The following is a 26440-nucleotide window of genomic DNA, read 5'->3' as shown; positions in this document are numbered from 1 at the left end:
AGAACCTGGGCCGCGCCTCCGGTGTATCTGTAGCGGAGGTGGTCCCATGAAGAGGATTCTGGCCGTGCTGGCCGCGGTGATGGCGCTGGCCCTGGGCGGTCTGCCGGCCGTCGCTGCCGGGGGGTGGGCGGTGACCTACCTGGATCCGGCTCCGTCCCGCTTCGAGGGCGGGACGTCGTACGCGCTGGGGTTCTGGGTGCTGCAGCATGGCTCCCACCCGTTCGAGGGGGATCTCGGGGCGGTCGGGCTGCGGTTCACCGGGGCGGACGGGAAGAGCCTGCTCTTCGACGGCACGGCGCTGCCGGAGGCCGGGCACTACGCCACGTCGGTGGTGGTGCCTGAGGGGGTGTGGAAGGTGGAGGGCGTCCAGGGGCTGTTCCGGCCGTACGAGGTGGGGACGCTGACCGTTCCCGGCGGGCTGAAGGTCGATCCGGTGCCCGCCGGCATGAGGGCGCCGGTGTCGGCGGGGAAGTCGTTCTGGGGGGCCGTGCGGCCGCCTGGGTTCCCGGACGGGGGCGCGGCGGTGATTACCCGGGCGCCGCAGGGGCAGGGGAGTGCCGGTGCTGCCGACGTGGGAGGCTCCAGTGATTCCGGTGTCCAGCGGGACGGCTCCGGTGGTGCCGGTGTGGAACGGGACGGCTCCGGTGGTGCCGGTGTGGGGCCGGGATCCGGCGGGGTGCCCGCCTACACGCTGGTGATCGCCGCCGTCGGTGGCGCGCTGGTCGCGGTGGCGGCTCTGTGGCTGCTGCCTCGGTCCGGCCTGCCGGGTCTGTCGCCTCGGCCGCCCTCGCCGGACGGGGCGTCGCCGAGGCGGCCGGCCCGCGTGGCGTGGCCGACCCGCCGGCCGCGCCGGACGGAAGCCGAGCCGGACCCGCCTACGGACCCGCCTGGGCCGACGGGCTCGCCTGAGTCGGGGGGCTCGCTTGAGTCGGCGGGCTCGTCTGGGGCGGCCGAGCCGTCTGGTGCGGAGGGGTCGCCGGGGGAGACAATCGTCATCTCCGGCAGGTGATCGGCGGGACCGGCGCAGAGAACGCCGGGGTGTGCCTGCGGCGTCGCTTTCCCGAGCGGCACCGCGTCGCAGGCTCACCCCGGTTCCGCCGCGCGAGTCGCACCGCGTCCCGATGCCGCGCGAGTCGCACCGCGTCCCGATGCCGGGCGAGTCGGGCGCGTCCCGTTACCGCGGGGGCCGGGACGCGTGCCGATGCGGGCGACGCGCCTGGATGTCGCGAGGTCGGATCACGCTCGGGGGCCGGGGCGCGTTGCGGTGCCGGGTGAGCCGGATCGTGTCCTGACGCCACGGCGCGTTTTTACGTCGCGGGGTGAGGGTCAGAGGTCGCGTTCCTGCTGGTCGAGGATGGCGACGGAGACGGCGACCGCGCGGGCCGCGTCGCCGTCCTCGATCGCGCGCAGCAGGTCGTCGTGGGAGCTGTCCGGGGTCAGGGCCGCCTGCTCCTGGTCCCTGACGCTGTCGCGCAGGGCGTCGCTCATGCTGCGGTAGAGGTCGCCGAGCAGGGCGTTGTGTGCGGCGTCCGCGACCAGCAGGTGGAAGTCCACGTCCGCGTCCGCGAAGCCGTCGAGGTTGCCGGCGCGGGCTGCAGCGTCCCGGCGGGCCAGCGTCGCGCGCATCGCGGTCAGGTCCTCCTCCGTGCGCCTGCCCGCCGCGAGCCGGGCGGCCACGAGGTCGAGGCCGCGGCGCACGTCGATGATGTCCATGGCGGCCGCCGTGTCGAGCCGCCGGCGCAGGGCGACCTTGGACTCGTCGGTGGCGGTCACGTACGTGCCGTCGCCCTGGCGGGTGTGCAGCAGCCCGGCATGGGCCAGGACCCGCACCGCCTCGCGTACGGACAGTCTGCTCATGCCGAGGCTCTGCGCGAGCTGGCTCTCGGACGGGATCTTGGTGCCGACCGGCCACACACCACGCGCGATCTCGCGGCGGAGCTCGTCGATGGCGGCGTCCACGAGCGACGTCCGAGCGACGTTTCGCATGCACCCTCTCCTCATCGGCTGGAGAACACCCACCATAAGAGCTATCGCGGAAGGCGGGGTAGTCCGGCCTCTGATCGGGAGTCAGCGCGGGGGGATAGCGGAGAGGAAGGCGGACTGGACGGCCTCGAAGCGGCGGCCGACGTCGCCGAGGTCGAACGGCAGGCGCTCGCCGCCCTGGGCCGCGGCGAGCCGCTCCTCCAACTGGCCCCGGGCCGACAGCTGGGCCGCGCGCAGCGCCGCCACGATCGCCTCGGCCAGCTCGTCGCTGCCCATCGTGCGCAGCACCCGCGCGTCCAGGCGGAGGTTCCGGACGAGACCGTCGGCCTCCACGGTGGCCTGGATCCGGCCCCCGGCCGCGGTGCCCTCCCCGGTGACCTCGCCGAGCCCGTCCATGGCCGTGGCGAGCTTCGACATGGCCTCGTCCGCGCGCCGTCCGATCCTGTCCAGCTCCTCGGGCGTGACGGCGGCCGGATCGAAGTCGAACATGCCATGACCTTCCTGTTCGTCGGCGCGACCCACGGAGTTGATCAAGATTTCCTGAACCCGTTCTCAGCGGTTGGTTTCGCCCGGTCGAACATCCGGTGAACCCAGATGATCAACGTCTCCAGGGCGACAAAGATGACCTTCGACGCAAAACACCTGAAGGAGCGACATGTCCACCCCGCAGGAGACAAGGGTCATCACGTCTCGGGTCATCGCCGCCATGAGCGAGCGCTACAACGACGTCTGGTCCGGCTTCATGAAGAGCGGAGACCACGCCTACGACACCGACCTCGGCGACGGCACGCTGGGGATGATCCTGGGCAGGATCCTCGGCCCGGCCTACGAGACGGCGCAGAGAGGCTGCACGGAGGCCCTGCGGGGCGGTGCCATCGCCTCCCGCGGCATCTCCGACAGCCTGTCCACCTGCGCGGCGAACTGGCGTACGGCCGAGCAGGCCAGCATCGTGGAGTACCGGTGATGGCGCCCTCGCCGTGGCCGATCATCCAGACGCTCAGGCGGCTGCAGCTGTACGCGGGCGTCCCGCTGGTGTCGCTCGCCCTCCTGGAGTCCCTCCAGATGGACGATGACCGGGTCTCGGAGGTCGCCAAGGTCTGGAAGCGGATGGCCAGGGACCTCGACACCTCCGTGGAGGTGCTGGACGGCGTTCCCGCCGAGTCCCGGCGCGGCTGGATCGCCGACGACCAGCGGGAGTTGTCCCGGGTGACCGGCAAGATGCACTCGGGCGCCGAGACCATGCGCGACTCCCTCGACCGGGTCGGAGACACCCTCGAAGGCGTGGCCAACGCCTTCCGGCTCTTCAAGGGGGCGATGGCGACGCTCTCCACGATGATCGCCGCCTCCTCCGTGTACGGGCTCTCGATGATGGTGCTGTCGCCCGTGGGCGCCGTCCAGGGCCGCCTGTACCTGAGGTGGTTGCTCAACGCCGCGGACAAGGTGCTGACCGTGATGTGCGCCGCGCTCATCACGTACTGCATGGGCCAGGCGACCATCGTCGGCTACCTGATCGCGCAGGGGCAGGCGCTGGCCGACATGGCCGAGCCCTACGAGCAGGACGGCTGGCCGAGGGCGAGGCTGCGCGAGGTCGACTTCTCCACCGTGAAGATCGACAAGTCGGCGTTCCCCACCTTCCAGTCCCCCGAGCGGGGCGACACCCTGCCGGACGCCGCGAAGGACTTCGAATGGGTGGCTCCGAGCCGGCCCCGTACGAACTGAGCCCGGCCCGGAGCGGCTCATGAGCGACGGGAGGCGGCCAGGGCGGCGCCGATGATGCCGGCCTCGTTCTGGAGGGCGGCGGGCACCACGGGCGTGTCGATGTGGACGTGCGGCAGGAACTTGTCGGCCTTCCTGCTCGCACCTCCGCCGATGACGATCAGCGTGGGCGACAGCAGCATCTCCACGTGCCGGAGGTACTCCTCCACCCGCTCGGCCCACTTCTCCCAGCTCAGCTCGTGCTCCTCCCGCGCCCGCGCCGACGCCCGGTGCTCGGCGTCCTTGCCGTGCAGCTCCAGGTGCCCGAGCTCGGTGTTGGGGACGAGCGTCCCCTCGGTGAACAGCGCGCTCCCGATCCCCGTGCCGAACGTCAGCACGAGCACGGTCCCCCGCTCCCCGCGACCGCGCCCGTAGGTCACCTCCGCCACGCCGGCCGCGTCGGCGTCGTTCAGCACGGTCGCCCCGCCGAACAACTTGGCCGCGTCCACGCCGACCCACGAGCGGTCCACGTTGGCGGCCGTCAGCACGACCCCGTCCTTGACCACGCCGGGGAACGTCACCCCGACAGGACCGCTCCAGCCGAAATGCTTGACGATCTCCGCTACGGCTTCCGCCACCTCATCGGGCTTGGACGGCTGGGGCGTGGGAATGCGCAAGCGCTCCTGCACCAGTTCGCCGGCCTCGATGTCGACAGGGGCGCCCTTGATTCCCGAACCGCCGATGTCAATGCCCAACACGTTCATGTCAATCCCTCTCCCCTTCAGGACACGAAAAAACTCCCGTCCTGATATTTCCGGAACCGGCTGAACCGCTCCCCACCCCCTCCACGTATCTCGCGTCACAAGCGCTAACTAGGAGGCAACGGATGCGGCCACGCATCATCACACTCTGCGCTGTTGCGGTTGTGCTGGGAGCGACTCTCACCACTCCCGCGCACGCCACCACAACCAGGAACCGATTCGACGTGATCAACCTTGTGTCGGACGTTCAGGGCAAAGCCCCGGTCACCGACGCCAAGGTCGTCAACCCGTGGGGCCTGGCCATGGGCAAGACTCTGTGGGTCTCGAACACCGGCACCGGCACCGCCACCGTCTACTCCGGCACGGGCAAGAAGGAGCAGACCGAGGTGTGGATCCCCGGCGGAGCGCCCACCGGCCAGGTGTTCAACCCGGGCGAGGGCTTCACCGTCAAGGGCAAGCCCGCCACGTTCATCTTCTCCAGCCCGAGCGGAGCCATCACGGGCTGGAACAAGGACGTGGACCCGAAGAACGCGATCATCGGGGCCTTCACCCGCGGCGCCGACTACAAGGGGCTGGAGCTCGTCGAGACCGACGACGGAGACTTCTTGCTGGCCGCCGACTTCGCGAGCGGGCGCGTCCACGCCTTCGACGAGGACTTCCGGCGCATCAGCCTGAAGAGCTGGCAGTTCCGCGACCCGGGCGTCCCCCGGACGTACAAGGCCTACAACGTGGCGATCGCCAACGGCAGCATCTGGGTGTCCTGGGCCCTGCGTGACCCGTCCACCGGCAAGCCCGAATTCGGCGAGGGCAAGGGCTTCGTGAGCCGCTTCAACGCCGGCGGACGCCTCACCGGCCGCATCTCCAGGGTGGGGCTCAACGCCCCCTGGGGGATCACCGCCGCGCCGAGGGGCTGGGGACAGTACAGGGGCGCGCTGCTCATCGGCAACTTCGGCGACGGCACCGTGCACGCGTACAAGAACAGCCGCCACCTGGGCGCGCTGACCACGGCCGACGGCGACCCGATCGTGCTGCCCGGCCTGTGGGACCTGGAGCCCGGCACCGCCACCAACGGCGGTGAGAACTCCATGTGGTTCTCGGCGGGCATCGACGGCACCAAGCACGGTCTGATCGGCATCATCGCCCCGCAGGGCACCAAGCCGACGTCCACCGCGACGCCCACGTCGACGCCGTCGAGCTCCCCGACGAACCACCCGTCGGGCCACCAGACGAGCGCCCCCAGTAGCCGGTCGTCCTCCCAGAACCCGTACGGCGGGTACTGAGCGGCGCTCTCTCGCCGTCGCCCCCGGCCTGGCGAGAAGCGCAGCTCGCCTACCACGGCCGGGGGCGGCGGTCACGCGGACGTTTCCGGCGCGGTTGGCGCGAGCCGCGCCGGAAACAACCCCCCTTGTTGGTGCTTCCCGGCGCACCCTTACTCCTCGCCGCACTCCGGCTGAGGTCCCTTTGAGGGAGTAGGGGAAGGGCTGGCTCCTCCCGGAGGACCTGGTGTCCTCCGGGAGGAAGGGGTTGAGTTCCTCGCGTGAGACGGCGAGGCGAGGTCCCCTGGCGCTCCGCGAGGCAGGGGCTTGGGTACGGTCGGATCGTGAGCGAGCGATCCTTCAGTGAATGGCTCAGGGAGCAGTGCGAGCCCGAGTGGACGGCGGTGGTGACGCACCCGTTCGCGATGGCGATCACGACGGGCTCGGCGCCCGACGGCGACATGCGGCACTACCTGGAGCAGGACTTCCAGTTCGTGGACTCGTTCACGGCCCTGCTCGGGGCGGCCGTGGCGAGCGCGGACACGTTCGAGGCGCGGGTGCCCTACGGGAAGTTCCTCGGCCAGGTGGCGACCACCGAGGAGAAGACGTACTTCCACCGGGCGCTGGCCGCGCTGGGCGGGCGGACCAATGCGCCGCCCGAGCCGGTGACGGCCGCGTTCAGGCAACTCATGGACGAGGTGCGGACGTCGCAGGACTACCTGCTGATCGTCGCCGTGCTCTGCGTGGCCGAGTGGTGCTACCTGGGCTGGGCGTCACGGGCAGAGGAGCCGCTGCCGGAGAGCTTCGTGCACCGCGAGTGGATCGAGCTGCACGACGGCCCGGAGTTCCGGGCCTGGGTGGCCTTCCTGCGGGGCGAGCTCGACCGCCTCGGTGCGGACCTGGACGAGGAGCGCCGGACGGCGGCGCTCGACGTCTTCCGCCTCGCGGTCGAGCTGGAACGGGCCTTCTTCGACCAGGCCACCGAGCATCAGCCCAGTACGGCCGCCAGATCCTGGAACGAGCGGTAGTGGACGCCGGTCATGCCGAGCGCCCTGGCCGCCTCCACGTTCTGCAGCCGGTCGTCCACGAACAGGCAGCGCTCGGGCGCGACCCCGGCCCGCTCCGCGGCGATCTCGTAGATTCGCCGGTCGGGCTTGGCCACGCCCACCCTGGCGCTGCTGACCACGTCGTCCGCGAAGTACGTGAGCCCCAGCAGATCGAGGTGCTGCTCCAGCGAGTCCGTGGCGTTGGTCACGATCACCACGGGCACGTGCTGCTGCGCCTTGGCCAGCAGCGCCCTGACCTCCTCGTCCACCCAGAACCGCACCTGCGCGAACTCGTCCACGGCCTGGCGGGCCCGCTCGCCGCCGCCGAGCGCGACCACGACCGACTCCAGCCACTCCGCTTCGGTCGCCTGGCCGAGGGTGGCGGGCATGATCAGCGCCGGGTCGAGGGCCGTCTTCATGAGCGGCAGGCCGTACCGGGCCTCGATGTCGGCCTGGGCGGCATGGTCGAAGAGCCGGAGCACTCCATCAAGGTCAGACAGAACCGCGTCAAAGGGGATCACAGCCCCTCATTGTGACAGTCGTCAGCATTTCCCGCGTCGTCAAAGGTCCAAGGGCGACCGGCCGGACTACCATCTCCGAGACAGGATTCGGTATCGGAACGGTAGGGCATGAGCGCACGCGAGCTGGGGCGGCTGTTCGCCGACGGGGGCAGGGGGCACAGGCTGCCCGCGGGGCTGCCGCCGGGCGAAGTGATCTGGCCCGATCCCGGCTACACCCGGCAGGGCGAGGCGCTCAGGCCGGCGTTCTGGATGAGCGAGGAGGCGGCGTCCGGCGAGGACTGGACGCGCATGCGCGAGTGGCACCCGCACAGCGGCCTGTGGCCGGTGCTGCTGGACGAGTCGGCGCAGCCCTGGGGGGTCGGGCAGGTCGTCCCGGACGATCCCCGTCAGATCGACCACTTCACCGCCGAGGGCTTCATGACCGAGGTGTGGGAGGAGTGGGTGGCCCAGATGCCGCAGGACGCGATGGAGGAGCTGGACCCGTTCGGAGCGATCTGCCCCGGGCCCGCCCCGCCCGGGGTGCTCAAGGCCGCCCCCGAGGCGGTCGCCGACTGGCTCGCGCGCGAGCTGGCCGTCAAGGGGATGCCGCTCGGCCTGGTCGCCGCCCCCAGGGGCGCCGACGCACTGGCCGTGATGGGCTGGCAGGGCGCGCTGCACCACAACGAGTGGATGGTCCCGCTGGCCGCCGTGGTGCGCAGCTGGGAGGATCGGTTCGGGGCGCGGGTGGTGAGCGTCGGGTTCAACACCCTGGACCTGAGCGTGGCCGCGCCGCCGGTCGATCCCGAGCACGCGTTACACGTGGCCGCCGAGCACTGGACGTTCTGCCCGGACAACATCGTCCAGGGCCCCGGTGACCTGCAGGGCTATGCCGAGCAGATCATCGGTGAGCACGCCTGGTCGTTCTGGTGGGACTGAGTCCGGCCGCGCACACGCGATGGAGGCCCGGCCGGACCCTCCGGTGTCAGGGAATGTGGGCCACGGCCCCGTAACTCCCCGAAGAGCTCGGTTGTTCGGCGCAAGCGGTGTCGAGGCCGTTCGGCCGCCATTCCGGGATCCACACCAACCCCGGATCGACCAGCACCAGACCTTCGAGCAACGCCGCGACCTCCTCTCTGTTGCGAATCGCGTGACCCGGCAGCGTCATCGCCAGCAGGTCGTGAATCGCTCCCAGCAGCTCCGGCGGGATCGCGTCGAACGTGGTCTGCAGCAGCGACAGGTAGCTCCCTTCGGGCACCGCCTGCCGGATCCGCTTGATCACGTAGTGGAAGTACTCGTCGTCGTTCAGGCTGTGGGTCGACAGCAGCAGCACGGCCATGGGCCGGTCCCAGTCGAGGAACGTCTGCACGACCCGGTCATCGAGGATGTCGTCGATCTCGCGCACGTCGCCCTCTACGACGCGTACGAGGTCGGTGACGGGCTCGATGGTCGCCCGAGCTCCGGCCAGCACCATCGGGTCGTTCTCCACGTAGACCACACGGGGGACCGCGCCGCGCAGGGCGTCACGGGCCACGTCGTGCAACTGTCTGCCCGCCGGCAGGCCGCTGGGCACTCCACTCCCGACAATGACGAACTGGTCCACGCCTTCGCTGGCCAGATGGCACACCACACGGCACAAATATTGGAGCACGGCCCGTGCGGCCGTCGTCACGATGGGAGCGGCCTGGTCGTAGCGGCGCACTGCGTCTCTGTCCGCCACGAAGTGGTTCTTTCCACCCGTGGCGGCGTCGAGAACCCGGGTGATCCTAGCTTGGGTCATCTCCAGCTTCGCCAGGTTTCGGATGGCACGCTGACGCATTGAGTGTTGCCCCTTTCCCCTCGCCCACTATCTCGGGAAAAGACTGATCCTTTCGGACCCCACTCGATGACCCAGAACTTATGATCCTCGCTGCGCGGCGGATGACAACCGGAAAAGCCATTAGTTTTCGGTATATCTGCCTAACCCTCTACCGCGAATAACGATCATCCATTAGGGAAAGAGATCACTTTCCGAGGGAACGCGAAAGCCGCTCGCGATGGAAATTCAACACCTCGAAAGTCTCTTCGCGTGTCGTCGTCGTCACCGACAGCTTGGTGAACGCCTGGTGGTAGGCCTCCACCATGGCGGTGTCGGTGATCAGCTCGTCGGACTCGATGCCGTGGGCGCACGCGATGTCCGCCTCGAACGCCTCGGCGAAGCGCCAGAGCGTGAACGGGCCGGTGCGCGGCACGTAGACGGGGTCGTCCGTCGGCACCACGTGGAGCGAGACGTTGGGCCGCTTGGCGTGCTCGATGAGCTGGTCGATCTGGCGGAGCTGGACGTGCGGCCCGACGATCGAGCGCGTCAGCACGCTCTCGTCGACGACCGCCCACACCACGATGCCGCTGTCGCGGGCCACGGCCTCCTGTCGGGCCAGCACGAGGGCGAGCGCCTCGTCGACCGTCTGCTGCCCGAGCGTCGCCGGCCCGGCCACGGTGACGGCCGCCCTGGCGTATTCCTCGGTCTGCAGCAGCGGCGGGACGAACTGGGGGTGGTAGGTGCGGATCACCGTGGCCCGCTGCTCGAGCGCGTACGTGGTGGCCAGCCAGACCGGCACCGACTGCGCGTCGTACCAGGCGGCCTCGCGCTCGCCCCTGGCCAGCGAGAGCACGTATTCGCGGATGGGCGGCGCGGTGACGCCGTAGAGGGCGAGCAGGCGCTCGGCGGTGATGGGGGCGGGCGCGATCCTGCCCTCCTCGATGGCCGGGATCGCGGCGGCTCCCTTGCCGATCGCCGTCTCCACCTGCTCGACCGACAGGTCGGCGGCCAGGCGCAGGCCGTGCAGCCGCTTGCCGAGCGCCCGGCGCTGCGGCCCGCTCAGCGGCGCGGCTGCCTCGGGGATGTCCGGGGAGGAGGGGGGTTCGGGCTCGTCGGGCAGCCCTTCGGCCCTGCGGGCCAGCTCGACCACGCCGCGCAGCAGGGTCAGGGAGCTCTCGGACAGCTCTGAGGCGCCCAGGCCGATGGCGGCCGCGCGCAGCTGGAGATCCTCGACCGCGCCGGACTCGAGGTAGTCGTCGCCGACCAGCCAGCCGACGCTCACCTGAAGGCACGAGGCCAGCGCCCTGAGCACCTGGAGCGTCGGGTTGGTCTGCTTGCCGGTGCGCAGCTGGCTGACGTAGGCGCGGGTGATGGGGATGCCCGCCTCCGTCAGGGCGGAGGCGACCTGCGCGCCGGTGAAGCCGCGCTTGGTCAGCGCAAGATCGAGCCGCTCGGCGAAGTTCGCCACGGCACACCTCCATCCACCGCCCGTGAACTTTTCCAGCGTAAGGGACGCGAGCCGCACTGTCCCCTGCCATGCGGGGCAGCTCTGCCCCGCGAGTAGGTATCAACTTATGCGCAAACTGTCAGTTGACATAGCCTCAGTCGTAAGCAGACTATCGGAGGGCATGGTAACTGTGGCTTAACAGTCGGGGAGGAGGTGGCCGGACGTGACCATGGAATCCTCGTACCTCGAAGATCTGCCCTCCACGGGGCAGGAGCGAGTGGTGCAGCGGATCTGCGCGCGCGTGGCCGGGCCGGCGGTGGGAGCCGGCGTTCAGGTCGCGAGCCTGCCGCTCGGCGGCCTCCAGGTCTGGCTGGACAGCCCTCGTCACCGTTGGCGCTTCTACCACCGGATGGCCCGCGAGCTGCGGCTGGCCGGCTGGCACACGGAGACGGGACCTGATCGGCTGCTGTTGCTCGGGTGGAGTGCGGTCTGCCTGAGCCACCGGGCCAGGATGCTGAGCGCGGCCCTGGCGGGACGGCTGGCCGACTTCGACAAGACGGCCTTCATGGCCGTCATGATCGCCACCCGGCTGCGCCACGAGGGGTTCCCGGTGGAGGAACTCCCGGCCGAGGTGGAGGCTCGCTGCCGCGACGCGCTGCGCTGGCCCGCCCGGCTGGAGGACCTCGACGGCCTCGAACGCCGGTCGTCGCTGGAGCCGCTGCGGCTCAGGCTCGCCCAGGTGGCGGGGCTCGAGGCCAAGGTCGGCTGCCGTTGCTGCGAACATCTCGCGCTCGCCTCGAAGGTCGCGCGCACAGTGGCCGGTGGTGCGGTGCCGGCCAGGTCGCGCGCGCGTTCGTCGGCATCGTGCTCCGCCACCCCGGATTCTTCCCCGGGAGTGGGGCTGACCGAGCGCATGGTCTGCGTCAGCGTGCCCAACGTGGCCACCACCAGAGCGGGGACGGCGCGATGACGCCGACGCCCATCCCCGCGCACCGGGCCGCACCGGTCCCGGCAGCCGTGGCGTGGCCACGGCACCGGGTCAGGAGGCGGCCGGTTCACCACCTCGGCGTCGCCATGAGGTTCCCCGCCGCGCTCGCGCTGCCGCCCGGCGCGTCGCCCACCGGCCACCGGCCCTGGGGCGTCGCGTTCTGGTGCGCGTGCGCAGGAGCGGGAATGCTGGCGCTGCTGTCAGACGGCGGGTGGCCGCCGGCCGATCACGGCCGACTCGCCCTGCTGATTCCCCGCGTGGGACTGACGGCTGCGCTTGTGCCGCTGGCCCCGGCGCTTCCCCATCCCTCCGGCATCGCGCGGCACGTGCCCGACTTAGTCGGCGCGGTGCTGTCGACCAGCGCGTTAGCGGCTGGCGTGCTGGCCGACACGAGGGGGAGCGCCTGGGGCCGGCTTTATCGGCGTTCGCCGGGCCGTGCGGCCGCGGCCGCGGAGCCGATCGCGAGGTCGTACGCGGCCTCGTGGCGGCACCGTGCGCCTGCGATCGACCTGCGGCTCCGGCGACGTAGCGGACTCCTGTCGGCGGCGGGCGCGTTCTGCCTGTTCGGCGCGGCGTCGTTCGCCGTGCTCGCCATGGGACCGCCTTTTGTGGAGACGGCCGGGCTCCTGTCGGCCATGATCGCGGTGGCTCCGGCGGCCATCCTGGCCGTCCGCCGCGTCGGGACCGACGGAGTCGTCTACGGCGGAGGCTTCGCTCTGGGCGGAGGTTGCGCGCCGCTGCTCGCCCACTCGTCTCACGACGGGTGGAGCCTGCTCGGCGCGGTGCTGATGGGCGCCGGATTCGGCGCGCTCGCGGTCGGCCTTCTGGCGGGGACCACCGCGATCGCCGAACCCGGTCAGCACGCCTCCGCGATCGGCACCATCGGCACGTGGGCGATGCTGGGTGGGGTGATCGGCGCGATGGGCGCCACAGTGCTGATCGACCGGCCGTTGTCGGAGGGGCCCGCTTCCGGGCCCGCCTCCGTCCTGGTGGCTGTTCTCCCGGCCGCCGTCCTGCTCGCCGCCACGGCGCTGGTGCGGGTCGCCGGGGCGTCGGGCCATGAGACCGAACCTCGATCTCAACGCGCGGCGGAAGAGGGGCCGGCGATGTTCCGCCGGCTCCTCGCCGAGCCGCGCGGCCACGTCAACCCAGTACGGAGCGAGGTTCCGGCCCGCTTCGCCACATACGACCCCAAGGTCGTCAACCCGCGATGAACAGGAGCGATCATGCTCACGGATGAACTGCGCCGGTCACAGCCACACGAGGTTCACGCACGCAGAGCGCGCCACGCGCCGCCGCCGTCCTGGGGCGAGGACCAGGGCGACGCGCCGCCGGCCGAACCGCCGCGCACCGTGCACCGGCTGCGCCGCATCCGGCAGGTGTCCGTGCGGGCGATCACCCCGATCGACCACGCGTTACGCCACCCGGCTTCCTGACACCCACACCCTTCCCGCACAGGAGGAGAACCCATATGCGCACCGTCCTCGCCCGGAGCATTCAGTGAGCCGCGGGAGGGTGGGAGTGATCGTGGCGCCCGCCAACCCCTCGGCGGAGCCCGAGCTCACCCGCCTGCTCGGGTCGCGCGCCGACATGCACGTCACGCGCCTCCCGGTACGGCCCGGACAGTCCCTGGCCGAACGGCTGGAAAGCTACAACGAGGCCCTGCCCTCCATGGTCTACGCGTTCGACGCCCTGCCGCTGAGCGCGATGGTCATGGCCTGCAGCGAGCCCCGCTACCTCCTCGGCCCCGATGAGGACCGCGACCAGTGCGCCGAGCTGTCGGCCGCGACCGGGGTGCCCTTCGCCTCGGCCACGCAGGCCACGCGCGAGGCGATGGAGCACGCCGAGGTGAGCGACATCGTGCTGGTCTCCCCTTACCAGCCGTGGCTGACCGAGCTGGCCGAGCGGTTCTGGAAGACGGCCGGCCTGAACGTCACCCAGGTCGTCCAGGTACGCGCGAAGAACGGCTACTCCTCGTACGCGGTCACCCCCGCCGAGCTGATCAGCCAGGTCGAACTGGCCGAGCTGCCGGCGGACGCGGTGCTGCTGTTCACCGGCACCGGCATGGCCACGCTGCCCGTGCTCGGCCCCCTCAGCGCCGGCAACGACCGGATCCTGCTGACCTCCAACCTCTGCACGGCCTGGTGGGCGCTGTCCAGGACCATCGGGCAGCAGGTGACGCTCGGCCGCGTGCCGCACCGGCGGTACATGGGAGGCGCGGCATGAACGGCGTCATCGTGGTGGGAGCGGGACCCGCGGGGCTGACCGCGGCGCTCTCGCTGGCCAAAGCCGGGATCCCGGTCACCGTGCTGGAGCGCGAGAGCGAGCTCAGCAAGCAGACCAGGGCCTGCACGTTCCACCCGGCCACGCTCGACCTCCTCGACGACCTGGGCGTTGCCTCCCAGCTGGTCGCCAAGGGACGCGTCGTCGACCGGGTGCAGTGGCGCGACCGGTCCGGCATCGTGCTGGCCGAGATGGGCATGAACCGGCTCAACGGCCTGACCAGGCATCCGTTCAGGATCCACGCCGACCAGGCCGCGCTCACCCCGCTGCTGCTCGCCGCCCTCAGCGTCTACCCGGACGTGGACGTGCGGTTCGGCACCCACGTGGACGGCGTGGCCGAAGGCGGCACAGGGATCCGGGTCCGCGTCGGCCACACCTGGACGCGGGCCCGGTACATGATCGCCGCCGACGGCGCGCACAGCACGGTCAGGGGCTCCCTGGGCCTGCCGTTCCCCAGGTCCGCCTATCCGACGCAGGCGCTGCGGGTGTTCACCGACTCGCCGCTGGACCGGCTGCTGCCGAGCCTCGCGCCGCTGACGTACGTGCGGGACGTGCAGCAGTCGTGCACGCTGCTCGGGCTGCCGGACCACTGGCGGATCATCTTCAAGATCCCCTGCGACACGCACGAGCCGCTGTCGCCGCCGAACCTGTCCCTGCTGGTCCGCCGGGCCCTGCCGGGGGCGAGCGGGCCGATCCACGTGACGGGCGCCGACCGGTTCGGGCTGTCCAGGGGCGTGCTGACGTCGTACCGGTGCGGCCGGGTGCTGTTCGTGGGCGACGCCGCGCACCTGACCTCCACGGTCGGCGGGCTCAACATGAACGCCGGCATCCACGACGCGGCCGAGGTGGGCCAGGTGATCGCGGCCGTGATCGGCGGCTTCGCCCCGCCGGCGGCGCTGGAGGCGTGGGCCTGGCGGCGGCGCTCGGTGCTGCTGCAGCGGGTGATCCCACCTCGCGAGACCCGGCTCGCGGGCGTGCGGGAACGCGACAGCGCCAGGCTGGCGGCCGCCATGGCCGGGCTGCGCGCCATCGCCGGGGACCCGGACGCGACACGTGCCTACCTGGCACAGGCCTCATTACTGGACACCGTGCCAGGGAAGAGGTGACGACCCCCCGTTCCGCGTACTGACTGGAGGAGGTGTGACGCCGGATGTGGCGAACCCTGTCTGACGACGCTCGCCAGGCCATTCGCGACCTGTGCGACAAGCACGGAGCCCGCCTCTACGACTACTGCCGCACGGAGCTCGCCGCGGGCGACGCCGAGCAGGCGGTGGCCGGCGCGGCGCTGACGGCGCACCTGTACGCGGATCGCGTGGTCGATCCGGCACTGCGGCGGCCCTGGCTGTACGCGGTGGCCCGCGCGCACCGGGCGGTCGTCGCCAAGCCCGCGAGCATCGGCTCGTGGTCGCGGCCCGGCCGGATGTCGGAGCTGCTGCCCGAGGCGCTGCTGTCCCTGGAGCGCCCGCAGCGGGAACTGCTCGACCTGTCCATGCGCCACGGCCTGGCCGACACGGAGATCGCCGTGATCTTCGAGCTGCGCCAGGACGAGGTGCGGACCATCGTCACCCGGGCGGCCGAGTCCCTGGAGGAGTGGTTCGCCGCGATCATCGCCGCGCGGGGGCGCGACGGATGCCCCGAACTGACGGCACGCGTGTCGGCGTGGGTCGCGGCGCCCGGCCGGCGGGCCAGGGCCAGGATCGGCCGTCACATCCAGTCCTGCGCGACCTGCCGGGCCGCGCCCAGGACCATGTCGGCGGCGGCGCTGCTGCGCCGCCTGCCGATCACCACACTGCCCGGCACACTTCCCAACCGGCTGGCGTTGGCGCAGCCGCTGCCCGGCGAGGGGCCTCTCTGGCGGGCGGACGGCTTTCCCGTGCAGGCACGCACACTGGTGGAGACCGGTCCTTCCCCGGCTCCTCCGGTCGCCGACGCCACGCCGCAGATCCCGGTCGCCGACCCCACGACGGCGACCTCGGGAAAGCCCTGGTCGGCGGCGGGCGCGGCTGCCGCCGACCAGGAGCCCCCGGTGGCACCCGCCGTGCGCGGGCGGCACCCGTTCACGCCGCCGAGCCGTACGCGGGCCTTCCGCGGCGGCGCGTACGGCGACAAGCTCGTCTACAGCGCCGCCATCAAGGGCTCGGGCAACGGCTCCCACAGCGAGGGCGCCATCATCCGGTACGGCGGGATCAACCTGGGCGGCGACCTGGTCGAGTTGCGGGACGGGCAGGTCCAGGAGTTCTGGCGGGACCGGCTGGACGACGACGACCCCGAGGCGGGTCCGCCAATCAGGGCCGTGGCCAGGCTCGGTCTGATCGTGGGCGTGGGCCTGCTGGTGGCGGGGCTGGTCTGGGCCGTCGTGAACGCCCGCCAGCATCCCCCGACGCTCACCAAGGCCTCGGCGCAGACGGGCGGCCTGCTGGACGAGCCGTCGCGCTGGGTGGCCGGGGTGGCCCCGATGGCCGCCGGATCCGGCCTGACGAGCATGTCCAGGAAGGCCGAGCTGCCCAAGCCCGCGCCCCCGGTGGCCAGGCTGTCGCCGGCTACGGCGTGGCTGGGCTCGGGGCGTACCGGGACGTTCGCGCTGTCGTGCGACGGGCGCTGCGAGATCGTCTCCGCCAAGGGCACCGACGGCATCACGGTGTCCGGAAACACCTTCAAGGTGGCCGCGCCGCTCTCGCGGCTCGATTGCTCCGGGCGGTCGAGCGTGGAGCGGGGGAAGATCACCGTCCAGTGGGCGGGCAAGGTGACCGGTGACGGCAAGACCACCGGCGGCACCACCGCCGGGCGCGGCACCCTGGCCCTGAGCGTCGCCTGGACGGTCAAGCACAAGGGCACGCGGATGCTCGACGCCCGGCGCGGCGTCCTCTCCTGCGAGTGAGGGCCCCGGGCAGCGCGCCCGAGGCCCCCTCATGCCGCTAGAAGAACGAGAACCCGGGCTCGGGCTCGGGCAGCTCGACCCGGTCGGGACCGCGGAACGTGGTCGTGTCCCTCGGCACGTCCGCCAGCGGCGTGCCCAGGACGAACGGGACCACGACGCTGGACCTGGCCAGGTCGAGGGTCACGGTCGCGCCGGTGGCGGTCTCGTCGCTGTAGGTCGAGTCGGTGCCGGCCACCACGAGGCCGACCCGGTGACCCTTCCTGAAGGTGTAGTCCTGCGGCAGCGTCAGCCACCTGACCGTCCCGTACGTGCCGGGCGGCAGCGGCGCGGCCTGGCTGAGCGAGTCGCGGTTCTGGACGTCGATCCAGCCGCGGGCCACGATCTCGAGGGGGCGGGTGGCCACGTTCGTGACGACCTTCTTGTAGCAGGCGTCGTCGGCCGCGGTGCTCTCGCCGTGGCAGTCCTCCTCGGTGAGTGTGGTGATGCCCTGGCCGCGGCGCCAGTCGACGCGGGTGCCGTCGCCGAAGTCGACGAGCAGGGCGGTCAGGTTGGAGGTGGGCTTGTCCAGCTTGACCCGCAGGTCCGCGGTGGGCGTGCCGGACAGGCGCAGGTCGAGCGGGAGCGCGCCCGTGGTGAACGCGACCCGTCCCGGGTTCGCCGTCCCGACGTCGGCCACCATGTCGCTCTCGGTCATGGCGACGTCGGTGAAGGAGGCGGTGGTGTTCCTGGCGGCGGGCTTCAGGCCGAGCGAGCCGTCAGAAGCGGGGCGCAGGGACGCCTTGAGCGCGAACGGCGCCGGCCAGTCGTGCTGGGTGATCCAGCGGGCCGGGCCGATCTCGACGTCGGCGCGGGGCTCGTTCGTGATCCCGTTGCGTACGCCGTGCAGCCAGTGGTCGAACCACCGGTGCAGGGTGTCCACCCAGAGCGCGCGGCGGCCCTCGAAGTCGAACGGGTCCACGTGCTGGGTCTGGCCGACCCAGATCTTGCGCGGCACGTTGCGGTCGGCCAGGGCCTTCCACCAGGTCGAGAAGTTGTCGGGCTTGACGTTGAGGTCGTTGACCGTGTGGACGACGAACACGCTGGCCCTGACCTTGGAGGCGTCGGCCAGCAGGCCCTTGATGTAGTCGCGCTCGGCCCAGAACGGGTTGTAGTCGCCCGTGTCGTCGCCGTCCTCGGCGTCCATCCTGTCGCGCACGGCCTGGCACTTGGCCTCGGGGTCGGTGTCGACGTAGTTGGCCAGCCAGGAGGCGTAGTCGTAGTTGTAGATGACGCCGTTGGAGCGCTGGTACTTGTACCAGGAGCTGATGGCCGAGATGGGCACGATGGTCTTCAGGCCCTCGACGCCGGTGGCGGCGACGGCGTTGGCCAGGGTGCCGTCGTACGACTTGCCGATCATGGCGGCCTTGCCCGTCGTCCAGTCGGCCACGGCCGGGGTGCCGTCCGCCCTGAACGCCTTGGCGCGGCCGTTCAGCCAGTCGATGACGGCCTTGCCGCCCAGGACGTCGGCCTTGCCGCCGATGTCCGGGCAGCCGTCCGATCGGGTGGTGCCGAGCATGTCGACGTTGAGGACGGCGTAGCCGCGGGGGACGAAGTAGTTGTCGTAGAAAAGCGGAAATTTAGTGACATTTCCGGCGGCGTCATAAATTTTGCGCTCTGACTCGTTTCCGCGGCCGGAGTTGTCGTAGTACGGGCTCTCATCGATGATCACCGGCACCTTGAGTCCCGCTCCGGACTCCTTGGGCCTGATGATGTCCACGCGTACTTTGTCGAGCTTGCCGTCGAGGTCGCTGTCGACGGTCGACTCGACGTACACGTGCTCGCGGACGGCGTCCGCATAGGAGAAGACCGGCTGCGTACGGCCGTTCTGGACGGTGATGGCGGGTGCTGCCGCCGCCTGGGCGGGAGTCGCGATCGCGAGGGTGAGGGTGACGGCGAAGAGGGCCGGGCGTAATTGTGGCACGCGTGACCTCCGGGACGTGGGCCGAATACCCCGCAATCTCTCAGACCGCCTGGAGCCTGACAAGATTTCCCCATGGACGTACGGGATCGAGTACGAGGCTGCCTCCTCGGCGGCGCGATCGGCGACGCGCTCGGGGCGCCGATCGAGTTCCAGTCGTTGCGGGAGATCCGCAGGGAGCACGGGGCAGAGGGCATTACCGGATATGTCACGACGTGGCGCGGCAAATCCGGCCTCATCACCGACGACACCCAGATGACGCTCTTCACGGTGGAAGGGCTGCTCCAGGCCCGCTCGGGCCACGCCGGCGGGCCGCCGGCCGCGGGGAACGGCGCCGCGCCGGCGTACCCGTACCCCGCGGTGGTGGAGCCGGTGCGGCAGGCGTACCTGCGCTGGCTCGACACCCAGGACCACCATGCCCCGCCGCCCGCGGACCGCCCGCACCGCACGGGCCTGCTGCGCGAGGAGAGCTGGCTGTACTCGCGCAGGGCTCCGGGCAACGCCTGCCTGTCGGGTCTCCACCAGCGCTTCCCCGGGCCGTCCCCGCTGGGGGAGCCGGGTCCGGTGAACCCCAACTCCAAGGGCTGCGGCACCGTGATGCGCTCGGCCCCCTTCGGCCTGGTCCCGCTCTCCGGCGTCGAGGGGACGCGGCCGGACCCGCGGGAGGCGTTCGAGGTGGCGGCGGCGTGCGCGCAGATCACCCACGGGCACCCGACCGGCTACCTGGCCGCGGGGGCGTTCGCCGCGATCACCGCGTACCTCGTGGCGGGCGAGACCCTGGAGCCCGCCGTCCACCGCGCCCTGGACCTCCTGGCGGCCTACCCGGCGCACGAGGAGACCAGCGCGGCCCTGCGCGCCGCCGTGGCGCTCGCCGCCGCCGGCGGCGGGCACTCGCCGGAGCGGGTCGAGTCGCTGGGCGGCGCGTGGGTGGCCGAGGAGGCGCTGGCCATCGGCGTCTACTGCGCCCTGGCCGAGCCCTCCGTGGAGCGGGCCCTGCTGCTGTCGGTCAACCACTCGGGGGACAGCGACTCCACCGGCTCGGTCTGCGGCAACCTGCTCGGCACCCTCCACGGCACCGGCGTCCTGCCCGCCGCCTGGCTGCGTCCCCTGGAGGGCCGTGAGACGATCGAACGCCTCGCCGCCGAGCTGTCCTGACCGACAGGCATCCCGCGCCAGGCGGGATATTGGGATGCGCGCCCCGCCGGTGTCGGGCAGCATGGTCGGTTGGCTCCGGGGATGCGGGGCTCAAATATCCTGAAAGCAGTATGGGAACGTCTTCCTTGTCCTCTCCACTCGCCGAGCTCCACTCCCGCCTGCCCGAGCTCATGCCGCGCGACCAGCGGCGACTGCGGCGCAGGCTCGACGGCATGCGCCGCGTGCGGTCGCGTGACGCCCGGGACAAGATCGTCGCGGAGATCCTCGCCGACGTCGAGCGTGCCGAGCAGCGGCTGGTTCGGCGTCGCGAAGCCGTACCGGTGGTGAAATATCCGGAAAACCTGCCGGTCTCCCAGCGGAAAGACGACATCCTGGAGGCCATCCGCGACCACCAGGTGGTGATCATCGCGGGCGAGACGGGCTCCGGCAAGACGACCCAGATCCCCAAGATCTGCCTGGAGCTGGGCCGCGGCGTACGCGGGCTGATCGGCCACACCCAGCCCCGCCGCATCGCCGCCCGCACGGTCGCCGAGCGCATCGCCGAGGAGCTCGACACCGACCTGGGCGAGGTCGTCGGCTACAAGGTCCGCTTCACCGACCAGGCGAGCGACCGCACGCTCGTCAAGCTGATGACCGACGGCATCCTGCTGGCCGAGCTGCAGAACGACCGCATGCTCGACCAGTACGACACGTTGATCATCGACGAGGCCCACGAACGCAGCCTCAACATCGACTTCATCCTCGGCTACCTCAAGCAGCTCCTGCCCAAGCGCCCCGACCTCAAGGTCGTCATCACCAGCGCCACGATCGACCCCGAGCGGTTCTCCCGCCACTTCGACGACGCGCCGATCATCGAGGTCTCCGGGCGCACCTACCCGGTGGAGGTGCGCTACCGGCCGCTCGGCGAGGACGACGACCAGACCCAGGGCATCGTGGACGCCTGCCGGGAGCTGATCTCGGAGGGGCCCGGCGACATCCTGGTGTTCCTGTCGGGCGAGCGGGAGATCCGCGACGCCGCCGACGCCCTGACCAAGGCCGAGTTCCGCAACACCGAGATCCTCCCGCTCTACGCCCGCCTGAGCGCCGCCGAGCAGCACCGCGTCTTCCAGCGCCACACCGGCCGCCGCGTCGTGCTGGCCACCAACGTCGCGGAGACCTCGCTCACGGTCCCCGGCATCAAATACGTCGTCGACCCGGGATTCGCCCGCATCTCCCGCTACAGCCACCGCACCAAGGTGCAGCGGCTGCCGATCGAGGCCGTCTCGCAGGCCAGCGCCAACCAGCGCAAGGGCCGCTCGGGCCGCACCTCCGACGGCATCTGCATCCGGCTGTACGAGGAGGAGGACTTCCTCAACCGGCCCGAGTTCACCGATCCCGAGATCCTGCGCACCAACCTGGCCTCCGTCATCCTCCAGATGACCTCGATCGGGCTGGGCGACATCGAGGCGTTCCCGTTCGTGGAGCCGCCGGACCGCCGCCAGGTCAAGGACGGCGTCAACCTGCTCCACGAGCTGGGCGCCTTCGATGCCCACAGCAAGCTCACCGGCGTCGGCCGCAAGCTGGCCAACCTGCCCGTCGACCCCCGCCTGGGCCGCATGGTGCTGGAGGCCGAGAAGAACGGCTGCCTGCGCGAGGTCATGGTGATCGCCGCCGCCCTGTCCATCCAGGACCCGCGCGAGCGCCCGTCCGACAAGCAGCAGCAGGCCGACGAGAAACACCGGCGCTTCGCCGACCCCGAGTCCGATTTCCTGGCCTACCTCAACCTGTGGAACTACCTGCGCGACAAGCAGAAGGAGCTGTCCTCCAGCGCCTTCCGGCGGCTGTGCAAGGCCGAGTTCCTCAACTACCTGCGCGTACGCGAGTGGCAGGACATCTACAGCCAGCTGCGCCAGTCGCTCGGCGCCCAGCCCAACAGCCAGCCCGCGCAGCCGTACCACGTGCACGCGTCGCTGCTGGTCGGGCTGCTGTCGCACATCGGCGTCAAGGACGTCATGGACAAGCAGCGGGGCCAGGACGGCCGCCGGCCGATCCAGGAATACCTCGGCGCCCGCAACGCCCGCTTCGCCATCTTCCCCGGCTCGGCGCTGGCCAAGAAGCAGCCGCAGTGGGTCATGTCCGCCGAACTGGTCGAGACCTCCCGGCTCTGGGCGCGCGTCAACGCCAAGATCGAGCCCGACTGGGTCGAGCCGCTCGCGCAGCACCTGGTCAAACGCACCTACTCCGAGCCGCACTGGGAGAAGAACCAGGGCGCGGTGATCGCCCTGGAAAAGGTCACTCTCTACGGGGTGCCGCTCGTGGTGGGCCGCAAGGTCAACTACGGCCGCATCGACCCCGACCTGTCGCGTGAGCTGTTCATCAGGCACGCCCTGGTCGAGGGCGACTGGGACACCCACCACCGCTTCCTCAAGGACAACCGCAGGCTGCTCGGCGAGGTCGAGGAGCTGGAGAACCGGGCGCGCCGCCGCGACATCATGGTGGATGACGAGGCGCTGTTCGACTTCTACGACCAGCGGGTGCCGGCCGACGTGGTCTCGGCCCGCCACTTCGACTCCTGGTGGAAGCAGGCCAGGCAGCAGACGCCCGACCTGCTCACGTTCTCGCCGGACATGCTGGTCAACGAGGGCGCCGACGTCAGCGCCCGCGACTACCCCGACACCTGGAAACAGCTCGGGCAGCGGATGAAGCTGACCTACCAGTTCGAGCCGGGCGCGGACGCCGACGGCGTGACCGTCCACGTGCCGCTCCAGGTGCTCAACCAGGTCAGCTCCGACGGCTTCGACTGGCAGATCCCCGGCCTGCGCGAAGAGCTGATCACCGCGCTGATCCGCTCCCTGCCGAAGGCCCTGCGCCGCAACTTCGTGCCCGCCCCCAACTACGCCAAGCAGGTGCTGGAGGGGGTCAAGCAGGGCGGCGAGCCGCTGCTGGCGGCCGTGGAGCGCGAGCTGCTGCGCCTCACCGGCGTACGCGTGCCGCGCGAGGCCTGGCAGCTCGACCAGGTGCCCGACCATCTGCGCATCACGTACCGGGTGATCGACGAGCGCAGGCGCACGGTGGCCGAGGACAAGGACCTCGACGCGCTGAAGCGCCGCCTCGCCCCACGCCTGCGGGAGACGCTCTCGCAGGCAGGCGACGACCTGGAGCAGACCGGCCTGCACACGTGGAGCTTCGGGACGCTGCCGAAGGTGTTCGAGCAGGGCCGGATGAAGGGCTATCCGGCGCTGGTGGACGCGGGCGACTCCGTCTCGATCAAGATCTTCGACACGGCGGCCGAGCAGCGCCGCTCCCACTGGCCCGGCGTGCGCCGCCTGCTCCTCCTGAACGTCACCAACCCGGCCAAATCCCTGCTGGGCGGCCTGTCCAACCAGGCCAAGCTGGCGCTGTCACGCAGCCCGCACGGCGGGGCGGTGGCGCTGTTCGAGGACGTGGTCAACGCGGCGGTCGACAAGCTGATGCTCGACGCCGGGGGCGCGGCCTGGGACCCGGTGGCCTTCGACCGCCTCTACCAGCACGTACGGGCTCACCTCTACGACACGGCGGCCGACGTGCTGTCGAAGGTGGAGCAGATCCTGAGCGTCTGGCACGCGGCGGGCGGCCAGCTGGACGCCCTGCGGGAGAGCGCGTCGACGGACGACATCCGCGAGCAGCTCGGCAAGCTCGTCTACCGGGGATTCGTCACGGCCACCGGTTACCGGCGTTTGTCCGACATCCTGCGCTATATCCGGGCGATCGACCGCCGCCTCACCAAGCTCCCCGAGGAGCCCTGGCGGGACCAGGAGTGGATGGACCGGGTCCACAAGATCGAGGACGACTACCACGACGTGCTGGAGAAGCTCCCTCGGGCGCGGAGAGGGGATCCGGACGTGGTGGAGATCCGGTGGATGATCGAGGAGTTGCGGGTGAGCTTCTTCGCTCAGACCTTGGGCACGCCCACGCCGGTCTCGGAGAAGCGCATCACCAAGGCGATGGAGAAGCTCACCCCATGAAGATCGAGGTGTCGAGCTCCAAGTTGACGGGGTCAGGTAGGTACAGCGGCTTTCCCATGGTCGCCGAGTCGATCGCGCGATATACGCCGTCCTCGATGGCGCTGTAGACAGTTACGATCGGGCATTTCGCGATCTGGTCGATCAGCAGGTAGACCGGCACCTTGCCCTGCGCGTAGAGACGCACCTTCTCCTCGCGGTCGTCGCGAACACTGCTGCGTGAAACCACCTCGGTGACCATGATCACTCCAGTCGACAGCAGCTCATTGCCCCATCGTTTGCAGTCGCGGGGCCACAGCACGTAGTCGGGCTGGAGTGAGTGTCGGGGCCCATCGATGCAGATCTGTGGACCGTATGCTCCGTGCCAGCCGCGCTCCTTGCGCAACGGACCCAGAGCGTAGGCCAGCTCGTCACTGGTCAAGAAATGCTCGGGGGTGCCTGAGGGGCTCACGATCAGTTTCTCTTCGATGACCTCAACCCGGAAGCCGGGGAGGGGGGGTAGGACATCGAACAACTCCCGAGCGGTGCGTGGCACCTTTGGGAGTTTCGCTGAGGTTGATTCCGCCTGGTGCCGCTCTTGAGCGGAGTCGGAGTGCTGCTCCTGCTCCACCTCGTCGGTGTGGTGCTCTTCCTCCACTTCCACTGCGTCCGTGTGGAGCTCTTCTTCCACCATGGCGACCATGTAGTCTCTCCCTTCGTATTCGAACGGGCACGCTAAGTATTCCATCCCGTGCGCACCGATGCCACGAAAATCGGCCGCCCCGTGGGGCGGCCGATTCGAGGGGGTGTCACGCCGGGACGGCGCTCACGTCGCGTTCGTAGAAGCGGTGGCCGGTCGAAGTCGAAGTCGTGCTCCCGCGACTCGGGCACGAGCTGCACGCACAGCTCGTACTCGGGGTAGGCGCCGCGCTCGATGGCCTCCCACAGGTCCCGGCGGCTGTAGTCGGGGTCGTTGCCCTGGACGTGTGCACCCCGAACCGTTCCTAAGGAATGAGCATGGGGTGCCCATGCTCAGCCGAACGCTCCGAACGGTCTTGAGCGTTCTGGTCGCCCGCGTTCTCGCCGCGTCCGGGCGGCACGGATCGTGTCCGTGGTCCGGGGATGCGGGGGCGGGGTCCCTCACGCCCGCGGGCTTCGAGCCCGGCCTGGACGGTCCGATGCCCCTGCTCATCGCTCCGGTGAGCAGGGGGCGGTGCCGTCCGTCGCCGGATCGGATGCCCTTGGGCGCGTCTGCCGATCGCCACGGCGGCTGCGTCGTGGCGGGTGGTCGTGCGATTGTTGGTTGTGAGGGGCTGTTGCCAGTGCTGGGCGCCCCACCGGGAGGTGTAGGCCGGGTCGGCGGCGGTGATCGCGATACCCGTCTGGTCGGCCATCGAGGTGAGCCGGGCGCGCAGCTTGCCGGTGGGCATGCCGGAAATGAGCTGGCGGAAGCGTTTGCGGCGGCCGTGCTTCTCCCGGGTCTTCTCAGTCTGAAAGTCGAGGTCTTCGATGGCGATGGCTTTCACGCCGCAGGTTTTAGCCCAGTGCAGCAGCCGGGTCAGCGCGTGGCGGACCTGGGCGTCGCGATGCTCGGCCGACCCGTTCAGGTCGTAGGTGAAGCGGCGGGGGTTGCCAATCGGGTTGCCGTGGACGTCCAGGCGCCAGGCGGCCAGGTGGTCGGCGTTGGTGTCCACGCCGACCACGCCGTGGGCGAGCGCAGCCGACAGGGGCACGGCCGGAGCCGCAGGAATCTGCCAGGAGGCGGTGATGTACCAGCGTCCCCGCGCCACGTCCAGGTGGATGCGGTAGGCCACCGCCCGGTTGGCCTCAACCCGATCGGCCCACTCGGAGCGCCGGTGGGCGAAGGCCACCCGGCAGGCCAGCACGTAGCGGCCGTGTGGGGCGTTCGCGTGGTGCGCCAGCGGCGCGGGCAGCTTGATCGACACCTGGCCGTCAGGGGTGATGCGGATGGTCTCGTTGCCGTAGCGTTTCCCGCTTTCGCCGTCGGCGGTCAGGAACCAGCGTGCGGCCTGCCAGGTCTGCCGCCACTCGGCTTCGGTCAGACCCGCAGCGTCCAGGTGGTGCCGGGCGCGGGCGAGGCGTTTGCCGCCCCGCGCCACGCGCACCCGCCCGGCCTGCTGGTCGGCCCGCAGACGCTTGAGCCGGTCTTGCAGGAGGTGCAGGCGGCGGGACTTGGCGAACCACTCCTGCGCCGAGCGGTAGCCGCCTGGCTCCTTGCGGGTGCCCTTCTTCCCGACGGGCAGGGACAACCGGCGGGTGATCGTGGCGATGGCGGCCTCAAGGTCGCGGATGTGGTCGGCCTGGCAGCGGCGGGCCAGCGCCCACTGATCGTGGGACGTTCTGGTGATGGCCCCGGCCCAGCGCGCCGACGACTGCACGGTCAGCTCGCGTTTGCGGGCCGCCCAGGTGCCGGCACAGTGCCCCAGCCCGTCGGCGCACCTGGTTTTCAGGTCGGCGGAGGCCAGCGCGCCCAGATGCGCGCCGACCAGACGCAACACCTGCTCGTCTACGGGGGCGGGGTGCTTGAGCCGGTCGCGGACGGCGACACCGGACGGACCGGACGCGACGAACGCGGGAGCGATCGGGCGCAGCTCAGCCATGCTGGGGGGCCTTCGATGCCATGGCGGCACGGTCCGGGGCCGTCCGGCGAGCACGAGCGGTCAGCGCTACCGATGCTGCTGGATGGCGGTCGAACGGGCACGCTCGCATGGCTGTC

General features: G+C 70.8%; 23 protein-coding genes and 1 pseudogene. 14 read left to right on the top strand and 10 right to left on the bottom strand.

From position 1 onward, the window contains the following. Positions 1-46 precede the first annotated feature (46 nt). The gene (locus ACIBI9_RS09610) at positions 47-1009 is read left to right on the top strand and encodes a hypothetical protein (protein WP_397221507.1); all 963 of its coding nucleotides are present in this window, start codon (positions 47-49) and stop codon (positions 1007-1009) included. Positions 1010-1326: 317 nt separating this feature from the next. Here the strand turns inward: ACIBI9_RS09610 and ACIBI9_RS09605 are convergent, their stop codons facing one another. Next, positions 1327-1986, bottom strand: coding sequence for a FadR/GntR family transcriptional regulator (locus tag ACIBI9_RS09605; protein ID WP_397221506.1), 660 nt, complete (start codon positions 1984-1986; stop codon positions 1327-1329). Positions 1987-2067: 81 nt separating this feature from the next. After that, a complete protein-coding gene (locus tag ACIBI9_RS09600; protein WP_397221505.1) occupies positions 2068-2472 on the bottom strand; it encodes a YbaB/EbfC family nucleoid-associated protein in 405 nt (134 codons plus the stop codon). 166 nt (positions 2473-2638) lie between these two features. Here ACIBI9_RS09600 and ACIBI9_RS09595 point away from each other — a divergent pair, with 166 nt between their 5' ends. Further along, a complete protein-coding gene (locus ACIBI9_RS09595; protein WP_397221504.1) occupies positions 2639-2947 on the top strand; it encodes a hypothetical protein in 309 nt (102 codons plus the stop codon). Continuing rightward, positions 2947-3702: a hypothetical protein gene (locus tag ACIBI9_RS09590; RefSeq protein WP_397221503.1), complete on the top strand. Its 756-nt coding sequence runs from the start codon at positions 2947-2949 to the stop codon at positions 3700-3702. Before ACIBI9_RS09595 ends, ACIBI9_RS09590 begins: the two co-directional genes overlap by 1 nt. 17 nt (positions 3703-3719) lie before the next feature. Here the strand turns inward: ACIBI9_RS09590 and ppgK are convergent, their stop codons facing one another. Next, positions 3720-4442, bottom strand: coding sequence for a polyphosphate--glucose phosphotransferase (gene ppgK / locus ACIBI9_RS09585; protein ID WP_397221502.1), 723 nt, complete (start codon positions 4440-4442; stop codon positions 3720-3722). A 221-nt stretch (positions 4443-4663) separates the two neighbouring features. Between ppgK and ACIBI9_RS09580 the strand changes: the two genes are divergently transcribed. Continuing rightward, positions 4664-5719, top strand: coding sequence for a TIGR03118 family protein (locus ACIBI9_RS09580; RefSeq protein WP_397221501.1), 1056 nt, complete (start codon positions 4664-4666; stop codon positions 5717-5719). Between the two features lie 320 nt (positions 5720-6039). Then, the gene (locus tag ACIBI9_RS09575; RefSeq protein WP_397221500.1) at positions 6040-6723 is read left to right on the top strand and encodes a TenA family protein; all 684 of its coding nucleotides are present in this window, start codon (positions 6040-6042) and stop codon (positions 6721-6723) included. Here the strand turns inward: ACIBI9_RS09575 and ACIBI9_RS09570 are convergent. Next, entirely contained in the window at positions 6684-7262 is a 579-nt protein-coding gene (locus ACIBI9_RS09570; RefSeq protein ID WP_397221499.1) for an HAD family hydrolase, read from the bottom strand. The two genes, ACIBI9_RS09575 and ACIBI9_RS09570, sit on opposite strands and share 40 nt — an antisense overlap. Before the next feature lie 108 nt (positions 7263-7370). On the opposite strand from ACIBI9_RS09570, the gene ACIBI9_RS09565 reads away from it, so the two are divergent. Next, positions 7371-8177, top strand: coding sequence for a DUF4253 domain-containing protein (locus ACIBI9_RS09565; RefSeq protein WP_397221498.1), 807 nt, complete (start codon positions 7371-7373; stop codon positions 8175-8177). Between the two features lie 46 nt (positions 8178-8223). Here ACIBI9_RS09565 and ACIBI9_RS09560 read toward each other — a convergent pair whose 3' ends face one another. Beyond that, positions 8224-9057 (bottom strand): SAM-dependent methyltransferase, encoded by an 834-nt coding sequence (locus ACIBI9_RS09560; protein WP_397221497.1) that lies wholly within the window; start codon positions 9055-9057, stop codon positions 8224-8226. Positions 9058-9241: 184 nt separating this feature from the next. Further along, positions 9242-10504, bottom strand: coding sequence for a Scr1 family TA system antitoxin-like transcriptional regulator (locus tag ACIBI9_RS09555; protein ID WP_397221496.1), 1263 nt, complete (start codon positions 10502-10504; stop codon positions 9242-9244). A gap of 202 nt (positions 10505-10706) precedes the next feature. Between ACIBI9_RS09555 and ACIBI9_RS09550 the strand changes: the two genes are divergently transcribed. From ACIBI9_RS09550 to ACIBI9_RS09525, 6 genes are all read left to right on the top strand, one after another. Next, positions 10707-11453: a hypothetical protein gene (locus tag ACIBI9_RS09550; RefSeq protein WP_397221495.1), complete on the top strand. Its 747-nt coding sequence runs from the start codon at positions 10707-10709 to the stop codon at positions 11451-11453. Continuing rightward, positions 11450-12685: a hypothetical protein gene (locus ACIBI9_RS09545; RefSeq protein WP_397221494.1), complete on the top strand. Its 1236-nt coding sequence runs from the start codon at positions 11450-11452 to the stop codon at positions 12683-12685. Before ACIBI9_RS09550 ends, ACIBI9_RS09545 begins: the two co-directional genes overlap by 4 nt. Positions 12686-12697: 12 nt before the next feature. After that, positions 12698-12907: a hypothetical protein gene (locus ACIBI9_RS09540; RefSeq protein ID WP_397221493.1), complete on the top strand. Its 210-nt coding sequence runs from the start codon at positions 12698-12700 to the stop codon at positions 12905-12907. A 64-nt stretch (positions 12908-12971) separates the two neighbouring features. Continuing rightward, on the top strand, positions 12972-13697 hold the full coding sequence (locus ACIBI9_RS09535; protein ID WP_397221492.1) for a hypothetical protein: 726 nt from the start codon (positions 12972-12974) through the stop codon (positions 13695-13697). Then, on the top strand, positions 13694-14860 hold the full coding sequence (locus tag ACIBI9_RS09530) for an FAD-dependent oxidoreductase (protein WP_350723058.1): 1167 nt from the start codon (positions 13694-13696) through the stop codon (positions 14858-14860). Before ACIBI9_RS09535 ends, ACIBI9_RS09530 begins: the two co-directional genes overlap by 4 nt. Before the next feature lie 44 nt (positions 14861-14904). Further along, on the top strand, positions 14905-16632 hold the full coding sequence (locus tag ACIBI9_RS09525) for an RNA polymerase sigma factor (RefSeq protein ID WP_397221491.1): 1728 nt from the start codon (positions 14905-14907) through the stop codon (positions 16630-16632). A 37-nt stretch (positions 16633-16669) separates the two neighbouring features. On the opposite strand, the gene ACIBI9_RS09520 is transcribed toward ACIBI9_RS09525, so the two are convergent. Next, positions 16670-18592: a Xaa-Pro dipeptidyl-peptidase gene (locus tag ACIBI9_RS09520; RefSeq protein ID WP_397221490.1), complete on the bottom strand. Its 1923-nt coding sequence runs from the start codon at positions 18590-18592 to the stop codon at positions 16670-16672. Positions 18593-18664: 72 nt separating this feature from the next. On the opposite strand from ACIBI9_RS09520, the gene ACIBI9_RS09515 reads away from it, so the two are divergent. Both ACIBI9_RS09515 and hrpA read left to right on the top strand, forming a co-directional pair. Next, positions 18665-19744, top strand: coding sequence for an ADP-ribosylglycohydrolase family protein (locus ACIBI9_RS09515; protein ID WP_397221489.1), 1080 nt, complete (start codon positions 18665-18667; stop codon positions 19742-19744). Between the two features lie 110 nt (positions 19745-19854). Further along, complete coding sequence (hrpA, locus tag ACIBI9_RS09510; RefSeq protein WP_397221488.1) at positions 19855-23727, top strand: ATP-dependent RNA helicase HrpA; 3873 nt, start codon at positions 19855-19857, stop codon at positions 23725-23727. Here the strand turns inward: hrpA and ACIBI9_RS09505 are convergent. The 3 genes and pseudogenes from ACIBI9_RS09505 to ACIBI9_RS09495 form a co-directional block, all read right to left on the bottom strand. Beyond that, a complete protein-coding gene (locus ACIBI9_RS09505; RefSeq protein WP_397221487.1) occupies positions 23717-24406 on the bottom strand; it encodes a Uma2 family endonuclease in 690 nt (229 codons plus the stop codon). The genes hrpA and ACIBI9_RS09505 overlap by 11 nt on opposite strands. A gap of 32 nt (positions 24407-24438) precedes the next feature. After that, positions 24439-24690 (bottom strand): annotated as a pseudogene (locus ACIBI9_RS09500) (catalase); the annotation flags it as partial. 17 nt (positions 24691-24707) lie between these two features. Next, positions 24708-26324, bottom strand: coding sequence for an IS200/IS605 family accessory protein TnpB-related protein (locus ACIBI9_RS09495; RefSeq protein ID WP_397221486.1), 1617 nt, complete (start codon positions 26322-26324; stop codon positions 24708-24710). Positions 26325-26440 lie beyond the last annotated feature (116 nt).

It is taken from the genome of Nonomuraea sp. NPDC050451 (assembly GCF_044458585.1).
This window is presented reverse-complemented; position numbering and strand designations above follow the sequence as displayed.